13 protein-coding genes are annotated in these 15,702 nt (G+C 52.6%); 10 read left to right on the forward strand and 3 right to left on the reverse strand.

All coding sequences use genetic code 11. The features are described from left to right. The first annotated feature begins 7 nt into the window (after positions 1–7). The 6 genes from LBJ36_08645 (at position 8) to LBJ36_08670 (ending at position 8,372) form a co-directional block, all read left to right on the forward strand. Positions 8–850 carry a 3-hydroxybutyryl-CoA dehydrogenase gene (locus tag LBJ36_08645; GenBank protein ID MDR1379104.1) on the forward strand — a complete coding sequence of 281 codons (843 nt, stop codon included), beginning with the start codon at positions 8–10 and terminating at the stop codon, positions 848–850. Positions 851–1,659: 809 nt separating this feature from the next. Continuing rightward, positions 1,660–2,799 carry an acyl-CoA dehydrogenase gene (locus LBJ36_08650; protein MDR1379105.1) on the forward strand — a complete coding sequence of 380 codons (1,140 nt, stop codon included), beginning with the start codon at positions 1,660–1,662 and terminating at the stop codon, positions 2,797–2,799. A gap of 13 nt (positions 2,800–2,812) precedes the next feature. Next, complete coding sequence (locus LBJ36_08655) at positions 2,813–3,592, forward strand: electron transfer flavoprotein subunit beta/FixA family protein (GenBank protein MDR1379106.1); 780 nt, start codon at positions 2,813–2,815, stop codon at positions 3,590–3,592. A gap of 502 nt (positions 3,593–4,094) precedes the next feature. Then, positions 4,095–5,114 carry an electron transfer flavoprotein subunit alpha/FixB family protein gene (locus LBJ36_08660; protein MDR1379107.1) on the forward strand — a complete coding sequence of 340 codons (1,020 nt, stop codon included), beginning with the start codon at positions 4,095–4,097 and terminating at the stop codon, positions 5,112–5,114. 836 nt (positions 5,115–5,950) lie between these two features. Further along, positions 5,951–7,243: an O-acetylhomoserine aminocarboxypropyltransferase/cysteine synthase gene (locus LBJ36_08665; protein MDR1379108.1), complete on the forward strand. Its 1,293-nt coding sequence runs from the start codon at positions 5,951–5,953 to the stop codon at positions 7,241–7,243. A 37-nt stretch (positions 7,244–7,280) separates the two neighbouring features. Further along, the gene (locus LBJ36_08670) at positions 7,281–8,372 is read left to right on the forward strand and encodes a homoserine O-acetyltransferase (protein ID MDR1379109.1); all 1,092 of its coding nucleotides are present in this window, start codon (positions 7,281–7,283) and stop codon (positions 8,370–8,372) included. Between the two features lie 81 nt (positions 8,373–8,453). Here LBJ36_08670 and LBJ36_08675 read toward each other — a convergent pair whose 3' ends face one another. Next, positions 8,454–8,966, reverse strand: coding sequence for a PH domain-containing protein (locus LBJ36_08675; protein MDR1379110.1), 513 nt, complete (start codon positions 8,964–8,966; stop codon positions 8,454–8,456). Positions 8,967–9,139: 173 nt separating this feature from the next. On the opposite strand from LBJ36_08675, the gene LBJ36_08680 reads away from it, so the two are divergent. The 3 genes from LBJ36_08680 to LBJ36_08690 all read left to right on the forward strand — a co-directional run bounded on the left by LBJ36_08680 (position 9,140) and on the right by LBJ36_08690 (position 12,985). Further along, the gene (locus tag LBJ36_08680) at positions 9,140–10,516 is read left to right on the forward strand and encodes an MATE family efflux transporter (GenBank protein MDR1379111.1); all 1,377 of its coding nucleotides are present in this window, start codon (positions 9,140–9,142) and stop codon (positions 10,514–10,516) included. A gap of 105 nt (positions 10,517–10,621) precedes the next feature. Then, positions 10,622–11,800: an iron-containing alcohol dehydrogenase gene (locus LBJ36_08685; GenBank protein ID MDR1379112.1), complete on the forward strand. Its 1,179-nt coding sequence runs from the start codon at positions 10,622–10,624 to the stop codon at positions 11,798–11,800. Positions 11,801–11,857: 57 nt separating this feature from the next. Beyond that, on the forward strand, positions 11,858–12,985 hold the full coding sequence (locus tag LBJ36_08690) for a sodium ion-translocating decarboxylase subunit beta (GenBank protein ID MDR1379113.1): 1,128 nt from the start codon (positions 11,858–11,860) through the stop codon (positions 12,983–12,985). A 144-nt stretch (positions 12,986–13,129) separates the two neighbouring features. Here LBJ36_08690 and LBJ36_08695 read toward each other — a convergent pair whose 3' ends face one another. After that, a complete protein-coding gene (locus LBJ36_08695) occupies positions 13,130–14,275 on the reverse strand; it encodes an ABC transporter substrate-binding protein (GenBank protein ID MDR1379114.1) in 1,146 nt (381 codons plus the stop codon). A gap of 187 nt (positions 14,276–14,462) precedes the next feature. Continuing rightward, the gene (locus LBJ36_08700; protein MDR1379115.1) at positions 14,463–14,702 is read right to left on the reverse strand and encodes a hypothetical protein; all 240 of its coding nucleotides are present in this window, start codon (positions 14,700–14,702) and stop codon (positions 14,463–14,465) included. A 111-nt stretch (positions 14,703–14,813) separates the two neighbouring features. On the opposite strand from LBJ36_08700, the gene LBJ36_08705 reads away from it, so the two are divergent. Continuing rightward, positions 14,814–15,659: an HAD hydrolase family protein gene (locus LBJ36_08705; protein MDR1379116.1), complete on the forward strand. Its 846-nt coding sequence runs from the start codon at positions 14,814–14,816 to the stop codon at positions 15,657–15,659. Positions 15,660–15,702: the final 43 nt, after the last annotated feature.

Below are 15,702 nucleotides of genomic sequence, written 5' to 3' on the forward strand. Positions count from 1 at the left end.
CCTGACAATGAAAGTTGGAGTAATCGGAGCGGGAACGATGGGAAGCGGCATCGCTCAAGTCTTCGCGTCCAAAGAGGGTTATGAGGTGACCCTGTGCGATGTCAACATTGAGCTGGCCGAGAAGGGAAAGAAAAAGATCGCCGACGGCCTGGAAAAGCTGGCCATTAAGGGCAAGATGACCCAGGAGACCGTTGCGGCCATCGTGGGCAGAATCAAGACCGGAGTCGTCGAAAACGTCGCGGGCTACGATTTGGTGGTGGAGGCCGCGCTGGAGAACCTGACCGTGAAAAAGGAACTTTTTATCCAGCTTCAGAATATCTGCGGAAAGGACACCATTTTCGCCTCGAACACGTCTTCTCTGTCGTTAAGCGAGCTGTCGCGCGGTCTGGACCGGGAAGTGGTGGGGATGCATTTTTTCAACCCCGCACCGGTCATGAAGCTAGTAGAGGTGATCTCCGGCGTCAACACGCCTCAGGAGCTGGTGGACAAAGTTACGAAGATCGCCTCCGACGTGGGGAAAACACCGGTTCCAGTCAAGGAGGCGCCGGGGTTTGTGGTGAACCGCATGTTGATCCCTCTGATCAACGAGGGCGTTGCTCTCTACGCAGAGGGAGTAGCCTCCGCCGAGGGCATCGACACCGCCATGAAGCTGGGCGCCTCTCACCCTATGGGGCCGCTGGAGTTGGGCGACCTGATCGGGCTCGACGTTTGCCTCGCGATAATGGAAATTCTCTATGAGGAGTTTGGAGATACGAAATATCGTCCTCATCCTCTTTTGAGAAAAATGGTGCGCGGCGGTTTGTTCGGAAGAAAAACCGGAAAGGGCTTTTACGACTACGGACGCAAATAAGCACGAATACGTATTGAGGGTTATACATAGTATCTGAATAAGCCATAATACGCTAATATTTATATCTGATAAGATATTATAAAGTGTTACTATATGTTACAGTAAATTATATACGGTATATTAAGCGGCATAGTTAACAAGATTGTGCGTTTCGACAATAAGGAGGTGGGCCGATAAAGGCAGAATTTACGATAAAGCGATGAGAAAGCCGACGACTTCAGCCGTTGAGCCGTTAGATGAAAATCGCAACGCCGCCAACGAACCGCCAACGAGCGGTGTTCGTTTTTGTTTTTTGTTGTGTCTCTAAATTCATGTTAGACTTCTTTCATGATTGCGATATCAATGCGGCGCTGAAGATCCGCAGAGTCGGGGCATCGACTCTTAAGGGAGAAGACGTAAGACCCACTTCGGTTGGCTGTTTTTGTCGATCTTAGAATCACACGACTTTAGTCGTGGAAGTATGTCAAAATTGGTTCTGGAGTCTGTTGGTTTTGGAGTCTGTTGGTTCTGGAATCTGTTGGTTTTGGAGTCTGTTGGTTTTGAAGTCTAATAGATGGTACGTACGCGTTCCGATAGCCGCTGACGTTGTAGCCGAAAATTAAGGCCGCGCAGTGGCTATTGACTTAGGTGTCCGAACGGTTGTGACCTTCTACTTTCCAAAGTTCTACGGAATATTTCCACGAGCTTTGCGAGATTCAGCTTTTCCTTTGACTTCATAATCTGACTTCATAATCAAAGGAATATTATGCGAAATGTATCTGCTATTTATCAGTAGGTATTAGTACGCTGAAAGGATCGGATTAGCGAGGATGAATTTTGATCTGTCTAAAGAACAACAGATGGCCAGAGGGCTTTTCGAGGAGTTTGCCGAAAAGGAAGTTCGTCCTCTGGCTCAGGAGATCGACGAGGAAGAGCGTTTTCCGGCGGAGACTGTAGAGAAGTTGCAGCGTTATGGTTTTATGGGAATCCCTATCTCGAAGGAGTACGGTGGTCAGGGTTGTGACGTGTTGACCTATATCCTGTGCGTTGAGGAGCTTTCCAAAGTCTGCGGAACGACAGGAGTGATCGTGGCGGCCCATACTTCCCTGATCTGTGAACCTCTGGCAAAATACGGAACGGAAGAGCAAAAAAAGAAATATCTCGTGCCTCTGGCGTCCGGGAAGGCCATCGGAGCCTTTGGACTGACGGAACCCAACGCCGGCACCGACGCCTCCGGACAGCAAAGCAAGGCCGTTCGAGAAGGCGACCACTACGTGCTGAACGGCAGCAAGATTTTTATCACCAGCGGCGGCAAGGCCGATACTTACATTATTTTTGCCATGACCGACAAGTCCAAGGGCACCCGGGGAATCTCCGCGTTTATCGTGGAAAAAGGCTTCCCGGGCTTCAGCATCGGCAAGAGAGAGCTGAAAATGGGCATTCGTGGGTCCTCCACCACGGAACTGGTGTTCCAGAACTGCGTCATTCCGGCGGAAAATATGCTGGGCGCCGACGGGAAGGGATTCAATATCGCGATGGGCACCCTGGACGGCGGACGCATCAGCATTGCGGCTCAGGCCCTAGGTATAGCGGAGGGAGCTTATAACGAGACGGTGAAATACGTCAAGGAACGCAAACAGTTCGGATCCTCTTTGGCGAAATTTCAGAATACCCAGTTCAAGATCGCCGACATGTATGCCAGAATTGAGGCTACGCGTTATCTGGTTTACCGCGCAGCGGAGGCCAAGCAGGCTGGGAGCAATTTCTCGGTACACGCGGCCACGGCGAAACTTTTTGCCTCGGAGACGGCGATGGACGTCACGACCCAGTGCGTCCAGTTGCACGGCGGTTATGGATACACGCGGGATTATCCCGTGGAGCGCATGATGCGGGACGCGAAGATCACGGAGATCTACGAGGGCACCAGCGAGGTGCAGCGTATGGTTATTTCCGGCACCGCCCTGCGTTAGAGGAGGGCTCGTAATGGAGATCATCGTTTGCATCAAACAGGTTCCCAATACCAACGAAGTCAAGCTGAACCAGGAGACCGGGACGCTTATCCGCGAGGGTGTGCCGAGTATCATCAACCCTGATGACAAAGCGGGCATCGAGGCCGCCTTGAAGCTGAAGGATCAGATGGGGGCTCACGTGACGGTTTTGTCCATGGGGCCGCCACAAGCGGACGTGGCGCTTCGTGAGGCTCTCGCGATGGGCGTAGACGATGTGGTCTTAATATCGGACCGGGCCTTTGGAGGAGCGGACACCTGGGCGACTTCGTCCACTCTGGCTGCCGCCATCAAAAAGCTGGAGTTTGACCTGATTATTACGGGAAGACAGGCCATTGACGGGGATACGGCGCAAGTAGGGCCGCAGATCTCCGAACACTTGGGGATTCCCGTTATCAGTTACGCCGAGGAGATCAAGGTGGAGGGTGGAACCATCATCGTAAAGCGCCAGTACGAAGACCGCTATCACATGATCCGCGCGAAGCTGCCCTGCCTCGTCACCGCTTTGAGTGAGCTGGGGGAACCCCGATACATGACGCCCAGCGGCATTTTTGACGCGTGGAAAAGAGAGATTCCGGTGTGGACCCGCGGCGACCTAATGATCGACGACGAAAACATCGGTTTGAAGGGCTCCCCCACCAGGGTAAAAAAATCTTTCACCAAAACGGCGAAGGGCAAGGGCACCGTGGTGACGCTGGACACTGATGAATCGGCGCACTGGCTCATTGATCGATTGAGTGAAAAATTTATCATATAGCGCATAATTAAATATTAATTTCTATATATACTTATACTTAGCAAAGTATATATATGCCATAATATGGCCACTATAGCGAAATTATACACGGTGTATCAGGTAGCAAATGGGCAAAGCTAGCTGCAAGCAAAGGCACAAGATAAAGCAAGCGGATAAGCGTTTGCACTGGAAGATTAGATACCTAATTGACGAGCTTCATCACAAGATTGCCTTGTTTTTCGTTAAGAAATTTGATGTCGTTCTTATTTCAAAGTTCGAGACTAGCGATATGAGTAAAAAGTCAAAACGTAAAATCAGAACTACATCAGTAAGATCTATGCTCACCTTTGCTCATTTGTTGTAGATCGGGACTACAACGGCGCTCGTGGAATCTTTCTGCGAGCTTTGCGAGATTCAGCTTTTTCTTTGGCTTTATAGCTTTATAGTTGAAGAGATACTATGCGAAATATATCTATTCGTTATAAGTAGGTATTAGTACGCTTAAAGGATCGGTGGCATGCAGATGCAGATGCAGATTGAAGAATATAAGGGCGTATTCGTGTTTGCCCAGCAAGTGGATAACAAGTTGGCCGGGGTCTCCTACGAGCTTCTTGGTAAGGGCAAGGAGCTGGCAAAAGATTTGCGGTGTGAAGTGACGGCGGTTCTGCTCGGCAGCAAGGTGAAAGATTTGGCGGTAAAGTTGGCACAGTACGGAGCGGATCGGGTCATTTTGGCGGACGATCCAGCTTTGGAAGTCTATATGACTGAACCTTATGCTTACGTTCTATCCGAGGTGGCGCGGCGATACAAGCCGGAGGTTTTGCTGTACGGGGCCACGACCATCGGGCGAGATTTGGCGCCGCGGGTTTCCGCCCGGATTCACACGGGCCTCACGGCGGACTGCACGGGACTGGAGATTGAGCCGGAGACCCACCATATGCTGATGACGCGGCCCGCGTTCGGGGGTAATATCATGGCGACAATAGTCTGCGCGGAGTTTCGACCTCAGATGGCCACCGTGCGTCCAGGGGTTATGCAGCGCCTGGAACCCAACGATAGTGCTCGTTGCCCGGTGGAGCATGTGGAATTAAAAGACATCGCCAGCCACGTCAACGTGGAAATCTTGGATGTGGTAAAAAAGGTGAGTGGAAAAATGGACATTCAGGACGCGAAAGTGCTGGTATCGGGAGGGCGCGGCATGGGAAATCCAGAGAATTTCGCGATTCTGGAGGAGTTGGCGAACGTTTTGGGAGGAACCGTTTCCTCGTCTCGCGCCGCGGTGGACTCCGGCTGGATGGAGAAAGACCGCCAGGTCGGTCAGACGGGCAAGACGGTACGACCTAACCTGTACATCGCCTGCGGTATCTCCGGCGCGATCCAGCATTTGGCCGGAATGGAGGAGTCCGACATCATCGTGGCGATCAACAAAGACCCCACCGCTCCGATATTCGAGGTGGCGGATTACAGAGTTGTGGGTGACGCTCTGAAGATCGTACCTCTCTTTACGGAGGAAATCAAGCACGCCAAGGAAAAGAAAGCGTAACCGTTCGTTACATTGCGCGCCCGGCGTCAGACAGCCCGCTCACGAGCATCTAGCTGTTCGTGAGCGTTTTTTTGTCTTGATTTGCCTGACCAACGTTATTTTGTGAAGGTATTAGAATGGCGAGCCTGGTCTTGTCGATTGCGATCAGCGCGATTTTGAGAAAGCAACGCGAATATAACGCTTTTACGATAAAGCGATGAGAAAGCCAACGGCTTCAGCCGTCATTGGATGAGATTAGATAAGAATCGCAACGCCGTCAACGGTGGCGTTTGTTTTGTATTTGATTGCTTGCCATATGTCTACTTTTATGTTAAACTTCTTTCATGGCTTATCAACGCGAGATGCGGGGCGGAACACGATGGGGATATTAATGCAATCGTAAATATTCTCAGAGTGGGAGGCATTCGCTCTTAGGCATTCGCTCTTAAAGGAAAAGATGTATCTTAAAGGAGAAGACGTAAGACCGGTTTTAGTCGGCTGTCTTTGTCGATCTTAGAATCTTATACTTTAGTCGTGGGAGTATGTCAAGGTAGCATCCATGACGTTGGATGAATTGATATTGGATGAATTGATAAATGATTCTCAAAAGTGGATCGTGTCTGGGAAGTAATTTTGATTAAGGTAATTTTGATTAAGGAGGATGCGTAAATGTTCAAGTACACTATTTTCACGCAAGCTCAATTTGCGATGAGCATGATGATGTGCATGGACTACGGATCCTCGCCTGGAGCGATCGCCGTCTAGTCGATCATGTGCTCAAGCGACGGGGATCCCCAAAGTGGGGTCCTCGTTTTTTTTGTTCTAGTAACATATATCAAGTCAGGAGGAGTATCGTAATGAGCAAAAACTGGCACTTTGAAACACTGGCTATCCACGGAGGGCAGATTCCCGACCCGGCAACGTTGTCCCGGGGCGTGCCCATCACCCGGACGAGTTCCTTCGTCTTCAAAAGCGTGCAACACGGCGCAGACCTTTTTGCCCTGAGGGAGCTGGGAAACATCTATAGCCGGTTGACCAACCCCACGGTGGAGATTTTGGAGCAGCGGGTCACTCTTCTGGAAGGGGGAGCGGCCTCTGTGGCCACATCCTCCGGCACCAGCGCGATTCACTACGCCATCGCGACCCTGGCTCAAGTGGGCGACGAAATCGTATCGGGAACAAACCTCTACGGTGGAACCTACACCATGTTCGATTCCATATTCCCCCAGTTTGGCCTCAAGGTCAACTTCGTGGACGCCCGTGACCCGAAAAACTTCAAAAAAGCGATTACCGCTAAAACCAAAGCGCTTTATATCGAGACCATCGGTAACCCTGCCCTGGACGTGACGGATGTGGCCGAGGTCGCGCGCATCGCCCACGAAGCGGAGATCCCCCTGATCGTTGACGCGACCTTCACCACGCCCTACCTGTTGCGAAGCATCGAGTACGGCGCCGACATCGTGGTCAACTCCCTGACGAAGTGGATGGGCGGCCACGGAACCGCTATCGGCGGCATCGTCACCGATTCCGGTAAATTCGCCTGGAAAGGCAACAAAAAATTTCCCTTGCTCAACGAACCGGATTCCAATTACCACGGACTCCGCTGGGCTCATGACCTCCCAGAGGCTCTGGCCCCCATCGCTTACGCGCTGCGGGTACGCACCGTTCCTCTCCGCAACCTAGGCGCGTGTCTTTCGCCGGATAATGCGTGGATTTTCCTTCAGGGTTTGGAAACGCTGCCCTTCAGAATGGAGCGCCACGTGGAGAACGCGGCTAAAGTCGCCGAATACCTCGCTTCCCATCCCAAAGTAGAATGGGTCCGCTTCCCAGGGCTCAAGAAAGATCCCACCTACGACACGGCATCAAAGTACCTCAAGAAGGGCTTCGGGGGCATGGTGGTCTTCGGAGTCAAGGGAGGTGTCAAAGCGGGCGCGCGCTTCATCGAGGCACTGGAACTTTTCAGCCATCTGGCGAACGTGGGCGACGCGAAATCTCTAGCGCTCCACCCGGCGAGTACGTCCCATAGCCAATTGACGGAGGAGCAGCAGAGGGCTGGCGGCCTTCCTCCCGAGTTGGTCCGGCTTTCTATCGGTATCGAGCACATCGACGACATCTTGGCCGATATCGAAAACGCCCTGGCGAAAGCCTGAGTTCGCTTTTCGAGCGATTTCGAGAGAATACTGAATTATGTCCGAACGATTCGGCTCGGTCGTGCTTCCAGAACTGACGCTTCACTCCGGGAAAGTTCTGAAGCAGGCCCGGGTGGCCTATTCTGTCAACGGTACTCCGCGCCCCGACGGCTCCAACGTCGTGGTGGTCTGCCACGCGTTGACGGGCAGCCATCACATGGCGGGGGAATCCGTTTCCGATTTGCCCGACGCGTGGTGGGATCCGCTGGTGCGGCCGGGCGGAGTCCTGGACACGGGCAAGTTGTGTATCGTCTGTTGCAACAACTTGTGTAGTCCTTACGGAAGTTCCTCCCCCACCGACATTGAGCCCGGCACGCGACGCCCTTGGGGAATGCGTTTTCCCCTGATCGATCCCCACGACATCGCTCTCTCGCAGAAAATGACCCTGGAGGCCCTAGGTATCCCACGGGTAGCCGGGGTCATTGGCGGATCCCTGGGCGGCATGATCGCGCTGGAGTGGATGTCCCAATTTGCCGCTTCTATGCACTTCGGAATCTCCATCGCGGCGCCCTTACGTCTTTACCCCCAGGCCATCGCCTTCAACGGAGTCCAGCGTCACGCGATCACCTCGGACCCTGAATGGTTGGGAGGTGACTACTGTCCCGGCAAAGGACCCATCAACGGTCTCTTCAACGCGCGTATGCTGGCAATGATCACCTACCGCAGCGAGGAATCCTTTGTCCGGCGTCACATGAGATCATCCCGCAACATTGACAATTGGGCGGGGCACTTCGACGTCGAAAGCTATTTAATGCATCACGGAAAGCTCTTGACCAGGCGTTTCGACGCGAATTGTTATCTTTACCTCACGAAGATGATGGACCTGCACGACCTGGCCAGAGACCACGCCGATGCGGAGGCGGCTCTGGAACCTCTGCGCAAAAAACATTTCTTGGGAGTCGGAATCAACAGCGACATCCTCTTCCCCACCTGGCAAGTGCGGGAGGTAGTGGAAGCGGCCAAGGACGTGGGAGCAAACGCTGTCTATCGAGAGCTTCACAGCGACGTGGGACACGATGCCTTTCTAATAGAGACCGATCAAATGAGCGCGATTTTCGGGGAATTTTTCGACTCCATCGGCCTCTATTGATCGGGTAATTTGTGAATACCGTCAACGTTCAAGCTCCATCTTCCCTGAGCTTGAACGTTGATTTGAGCTGAACGTTGATTTTTACTTTTTTTCTCCTGTCTCCTCGGCGCTGGCGGTCTTTGCCTCGGGGGCGCGCTCGTAGGTTTGCATCACATCTCGAATGGCGTAGGGGTTAGGCATATCGGAAACGGAGATCTCCTCATTGTCCCCCGATGAGGTCACGATGATGCTGCCCGTCTTTAAAATACGTTGCATGACGCGCTGGCGCACCTGAATCGATCGAATGCTTTTCGTACTGATCTCAATAGAACGACGCCCGATAAGTCCCTCTTCCATCGCGATTTCATCGGGTTTTACGACCAATACCACGCGGAAACGGCGGCGCACCATATCCAAAGAAACATAAAGCACGAATACCAAGAAGAAGATCCACAGCCATTTTTGGTAAGTCCACGCTAAACTCAACTTCGAGGACAAAACCGTCACCACTACCAGGCAAGCAATCATTGCGGCCATGTGCTTATAAAAACTTCTCCATGCCGGTCTGTATTTTTGTTCGGTCAAGTTTTGTTCTTCCACGTTTTGCTCCTCCATATGCTCTGTCTCCCATCGCAATCGGCATTCGTCTCGGTTCATGCTTATTTATTATATAGTGAATTGGAGTAAAAAACCTAAAAATCTCGCGAAGATCGCGTTTTTGCCTTTCATATCATTATGGTAAACTTCACGTTCGGCATTTAAAAATTATGTACCGAGGTATAGAGAACATGCACAAACCCGAACGTATGGCGACCGAGCCTATCCCAAAGCTGATTCTCCTCTTCGCCCTGCCCTCCATCATCGGAATGCTAGCCAACGCCCTCTACAACATCGTGGACCGCATGTTCGTCGGATTGTACGTCGGTCCGGGCGGGCTGGCCGCCATCAGCCTCTGTTTTCCCTTCATGATTTTCAACATTGCCATCTGCCTGTTGCTGGGGGTCGGGGCCGGACCTCTGATGTCTATTGCCCTGGGGGAGAAGGACGAGAAGAGAGCCGAGCGCATCCTGGGCACCGCGGCGGCGGGGGCCTTTATCGGCGCCTGTGTCGTTTCGCTTCTGGGCTCCTGGAAAATCGACGCCATTCTAAAACTCGTCGGGACCAGCGAGACGCTGTTCTCCCAGGCGCGAGAGTATATGAAGATCATCCTGTGGGGGATTCCCTTCGCTAATGTAGCTTTCACCTTGAATTTCTGCATCCGCGCTGAAGGCCGGCCGACTTTCGCCATGGGAACACAAATGGTCGGGGCGTTTTCCAACATCGTCTTGGACGCCCTCCTCATCGTGGGTATGGATATGGGGGTGGCCGGCGCGGCCTGGGGGACGATCATCTCGCAAGGAATCTCCGCGGCCTGGGCCCTCTCCTTTTACCTGCGCCGCCTGGGCGTGCTGCGCTTAAACTGGAAGCACTTCTCCCCTTCCCTGCTGACGCAGATGTTGCCCTTGGGTTTTTCTTCCTTTTTAACGGAGGCCTCGTTTACCCTCTTCTCTCTTCTCTTCAACAGGGCGCTGGTCACCCATGGAGGCGACCTGGCGGTTTCGGCTATGGGGGCCTTTATGGGGTGGGACTCCCTTTTATTCTTGCCGGTCATAGGTATAGGAGAAGCGGCAGGGACGCTTCTCGCCTACAACTACGGCGCGCGTTTTATGGGGCGCATTTTGGAGATTTTAAAGTGGGCGCTGGGCCTGGGGTCGGCCTACTTCCTCTGTAGCGCGGGAAGTGTCTACCTATGGGCCGAGAAAATGCTGCGACTTTTCACCACCGACGCTGAACTTCTGGAGATGGCCTCCGAGGGCGCTCGAATATCCTACGCTGGGGTTCTTTTCGTGGGAATCACTCTGATCTCGCTCAGCTTCTTTCAAGGACTGGGGAAAGCCAAGATATGCCTTTTCCTGAACTTGACGCGCCAATTTATTTTTTTGATCCCGGCTATTTGGTTTCTACCCAAAATCTGGGGGCTGTCAGGAATCTGGTACTGCTTCCCCACCATGGACGTGGGGGGCGGCCTCGTGGCCCTCTGCTTTCTTTTGCGGGCTTACAGGCGCCTGGGCCTGAGTAGATTGGAACCCGGTCGAAAACAGAAAAACTCGCACGAATCGCCATAATGAGGAATCTCTCTGTATAATAGTGCCAACACGTCGAAACATTGTAATGAAATACCTAGAATGAAATCCCTAAATTATTTCGACTGTGCTTAGGAGGTGTCAGGTTTGAAGAACTTTACATGGTGGAACCCTACAATTGTGATTTTTGGTCGAGACACGATCCCTCAGATCGCCGATCAACTAGCTGCCATAGACGCAAAGAGTGCGCTTTTGGTTTACGGCGGTAAGGCGATTTTCAAAAATGGCGTCTATTCGCGGGTGACGGAAGCGTTGGCCCAAAAAAATATCGCCTTCCCAGAGCTTGGCGGAGTGAAGCCCAACCCTACCATCGACAAGGTCCGCGAGGGCGTGGCTCGGATCAAAGCGTCTGCAGTGGATGCCGTGGTGCCTGTGGGGGGAGGCAGCGTTTTTGACACGGCCAAGGCCATCGCGGCGGGGGTCCTGTACGATGAGGATCCTTGGGATTTTTTTGAGGGAAAGGCGGCGGAACCGCAAGGCGCATTGCCGATTTTCGGCGTTTTGACGGCCTCGGCCACGGCTAGCGAAGTTAACAACATCTCGGTGGTCTCTAACCCCGAAAAAGAGTCGAAAACCTCGTGCAGCAGCCCCTTTTTGTTTCCCCGCGTCTCTATCATCGACCCATCGGTACAGTGTTCTCTGCCGGAGTCCCAGACGGTCAACGGTGGCATCGATATCATCGCCCACACCCTGGAGCGCCTTTTCGACGGAGCGACCGGCGTCGACCTGATGGACGAACAGGGATACGCCATCATCAAGAGCATGATGAAGCTGATCCCTCAGTTACGCTCCGACCCCGATGACTACGAGGCTCGCGCGCAGTACGCCTGGGCGGCGTCTCTGGGTCACAATGGATCTCTTTCCTGCGGGCGCGGCGAGAGAGGGGACTTTTCCTCTCATAAACTTGGACATTCCCTCAGCCTCCTTTTCGGAGTAGCGCACGGGGCGTCTTTGGCGGTGATGATGCCCGCGTGGGCTCGCTATCTCTACAGGGACAACCCCGCGCCCTTCGCCCGCTTCGCGGAAGCGGTGTTCGGCATTGAGCAAGACGCAGGGCGAGATGAGGAAGAGACGGCTCTCGAAGGTATCGAGCGACTGGAGAGCTTTTATCGTTCAATAGGGGCGTCGACCACTTTGCGCGAGCTGAATATCGGCGAGGCGGATATTGAACGAGTCGCCCAGAACGCTGCCGCGTTCGCGCCCTTCGGTGTCTTGAAGTCCCTTTCCGCCGAGGATATTTTGGAAATTTACAAGTTGGCTTATTGATTTCAAATTTAGCTGCGTTTGGTCACATATTCGATCATTTGAATCGGGGGGTTTTGTATGGAGCTTTTCAATGGTATTTTTATGTTGACGTGGCAACAGGCGGTTATGCTCGTGGTCGGTTTAACGATGGTCTACTTGGCTATCGCCAAGGAGTACGAACCGACGCTGCTGCTTCCTATGGGCTTTGGCACAATATTGGTGAACATTCCTTTGTCCTCCGCCCTGACCCAAATCAGCGGCGGGCATATCGAAATCGGCGCAATCACCCGCCTTTTCGATATGGGAATCGCAACGGAGCTTTTTCCTCTTCTAATTTTCATCGCCATCGGGGCGATGATCGACTTCAAGCCCCTTTTCTTGACGCCCGTGGCGATGGTGTTTGGTCTGATGGCCCAAGGAGGTATCTTCCTCACAATGGGTATTGCCTGGTACTTCTTCGGTTTTTCCATCCGGGAAGCAGCCTCCATCGGCATCATCGGCGCGGCGGACGGGCCAACTTCTATTTACGTCGCTAACCGCTTCGCCCCCCACTTGCTGGGTTCCATATCGGTGGCCGCGTATTCCTACATGTCGCTGGTTCCTATTATTCAGCCGCCTGTGATTCGTTTACTGACGACAAAAGCGGAGCGCCGTATCCCCATGACGTTCCATGAAAGGGAAGTCTCGCAAAGGGCCAAGATCCTGTTTCCCATCGTGGTTACGTTGATATCGGGAATTCTAGTGCCGGCCTCGGCCTCCCTCATCGGTTTCCTGATGTTTGGCAACCTACTGCGGGAGTGCGGCGTCGTGAATCGCTTGGCCCAAGGCGCTCAGAATGAGCTGGCGAATATCGTGACGATCCTTCTGGGACTCGCGATCTCCAACAAGATGACTGGCGAGGAGTTTTTGCAGGCCAGAACGCTGGGTATTATGGCGCTAGGGTTGGTGGCTTTCATACTGGACACGGCTGTGGGAGTGGTCACGGCTAAGATCTTGAACCTCTTCTTGACTCACAAGATCAACCCCATGATCGGAGCGGCGGGAATCTCCGCTTTTCCCATGTCTTCCCGGGTGATCCAGAGAATGGCGGCGAAGGAGGACAAGCATAACTTCATCTTAATGCAGGCCGTGGGGGCCAATGTCTCTGGTCAAATTGGATCGGTTTTGGCGGGTGGCTTACTGCTGGCTTACCTGGCTGGTTTGTAAGAAGCACACCATCAGAAAATCACGACCAGAAAATCACGTTTATTGCTTGCTCTAATTCATTGCTTGCTCTAAAGTAGCGTAATAAAAATCCCCTCTCCGCAATCACGATGGAGAGGGGATTTTATATCTGTTCGGTGTTTTTGGTTATTCCGGTCTGACCTTCTTGAAGAACAGCGCTTTTTTCTGGGCGGTGTCACAAACCAGCATAACACCGTCCTTGTCCTTGGGGTTATGAAATTCGTCCATCGTCAAAACGGCGTGCAGTAGCTTCAGATCTTTCGTGGCCTCTAGGGCGTCTCTCACCTTTACGGGATCGTCCGTGCCCGCACGCTCAATGGCGTCCTTAAGCCAGTACATGCAATCATAAGCCATGACGGCATTCATGAACTCCTGACATTCGGTGCCCGTCTTTTCCTTATATTTGTCGAAGAACGGCTGTAAGGTGGGGTCGTAACGATCTACGTGGCTAACCCAATAGGTATTGCCCAAAGCATCCCCGGCCACCTCCCACATGAAGTCGCCGTAACCGTCGCCGCCGATAATCGTTTGTTGAATGCCCAATTCACGCGCCTGTTTTACGGCCAAGGGCAGAGATTTGCCCATAAAAGGGAAGATCAGAACGTCCACGTCGCTGTCTTTGATGTTGGTGAGCTGAGAGCGAAAGTCCACGTCATCGCCGCGGAACCCTTCGTCAACCAGGATCTTTCCTCCGTATTCCTGGAAACTGGAGACGAAGAACTCTCTTTGGCCCTGGGAGTAGTCGCTCGACACATCGTAGAGAATCGCCGCCTTACTGAGGTTCAAGTCCTTGGCCGCGAAATAGGCCATCATACGGCCCTGGTAGGGATCCAGGAAACAGATACGGAAGTTGTAGGGACGAACCTTTCCTTCCTCATCTATGGTGACCAGGGGATTCGTGGGCAGCGTGCCGAGGTGGGAAACTCGAGCCCTGTTGAAAATAGGCGCGGCAGAGATGCAGAGTCCGCTTCCGCTGGGTCCGAGAACCGCTATTACCTTGTCCGATTCGACCAAGCGTCGAGCCGCGTTGACCATGTCCTCCTGTCGCGTGCGGCAATCGTACATAATGAGTTCAATGGGTTTGCCGAGAATGCCGCCCGCCGCGTTGATTTCCTCGACCGCGATCTTAACCGACTCGACCTCCGCCACACCGTAGGCTGCAAAGTCACCTGTCACAGTGGCGATCTCGCCGATCTTGATCGTGTTCGCTCCCCACGCGGGAAAGCTCCACAGTAACGACAACATGATACTAAACATCATAACTCTTTTCATTCTAAAACCTCCTTCATCGAATTTTTGGCGCTATAAGAGCATAAGAGCATAAGAGCATAAGAGAGAGATTGCTTTGAACTTTCTATATTATTTTATTTTTTTGGAATCGTTTTGCGTATCCTTGACATACTTCCACGACTAAAGTCATGGTATTCTAAGATCGACAAAGACAGCCGACAAACCGGTCTTACGTCTTCTCTTTTAATTCTCTTTTAAGAGTGAATGCCCCCACTCTGAGAATATTTACGAGAATATTTACAGCCGCATTGCTATCCCGATTGATATCCTGATTAATATTCTGGTCGTGTTCCACCCCGCATCCGCATCTCACATTGATAAGCCATAAAAGGAGTTTAACATGAAAGTAGACATATGACAAGAAACCAAATACAGAATCAACACCGCCAACGGCGGTGTTGATTCTCATCCAATGGCTTCAGCCGTTGGATGAGAATCGCTTTATCGTAAGCTATGAAAAAATACTGTTTTAGGCTCTCTGTGTTATGATAAAAAAAATAGAAACAAGGATGGGACAAAAATGCGTCAATACAAACTGGCATACAAACTGGCGGCTTTCGACATGGATGAGACCCTTTTGGCTCCCGATGCCTCCCTTTCTGAATACGCGGTGGGTGTTCTTCGCGCAATCGAAAAAACGGGGGCAAAGATCGTTCCTTGCACGGGACGCCCTTATGGGGGAACTTTGCCCCACCTGCGGCGTATTGGCCTGGAGACCTGGGGGGTATTCTGCAACGGCGCTCAGATCCGCGGCGCTCTGAGCGGAGACATTCTGAGCGAGTATCCCATGCTCCTGGAAGATGCCCTGGCGGCGACGCGCATGGGTGAGGAGGCGGGAGGACACACGCGGTTATATATGGGAGACCGCGTTTATGTTGCCCATATTGTCGAGGACGACAGGCGCTACATCCAGCGGACGGGTTCCGCCGTGGAGGAAGTGGGAAACCTCTACGCCTTTCTAGAAAAAAATCTGGAAGCAAACTCGAACCACAGCCTTTTGAAATTAATGAATGTGATGCCTGACCCCGAATCCGTTCCAGCGCTTTTCGAGAAAAGCAGGCGTTTTTTCGAGGGACGGCTTTACGTCACCCAAAGTCTTTTGACTTTCGTCGAATACATGCGGGCCGACGCATCTAAGGGCATAGGGTTGAAAATTCTAGCCGACCGTTGGGGTATCGCTAAAGAAGACATTGTCGTCGCAGGAGATCACCTCAACGACTTAACTTTGTTCGCGGAGGCGGGGTTCTCCATCGCGCCTCAAAACGCCCGACCCGCCGTGCGCGAAGCCGCGTCCTGCGTCTGTCGGAGCAACGCCGAGGACGGCGTGGCCAGAAAACTCGCGGAGATCTTCGAGATCTCCCTATAAAGTCTGGAGTCGACTGGAGAACCTTAAATTCTTATACGGAAGG

Source organism: Synergistaceae bacterium (genome assembly GCA_031267575.1).
Lineage (GTDB): Bacteria > Synergistota > Synergistia > Synergistales > Aminobacteriaceae > JAIRYN01.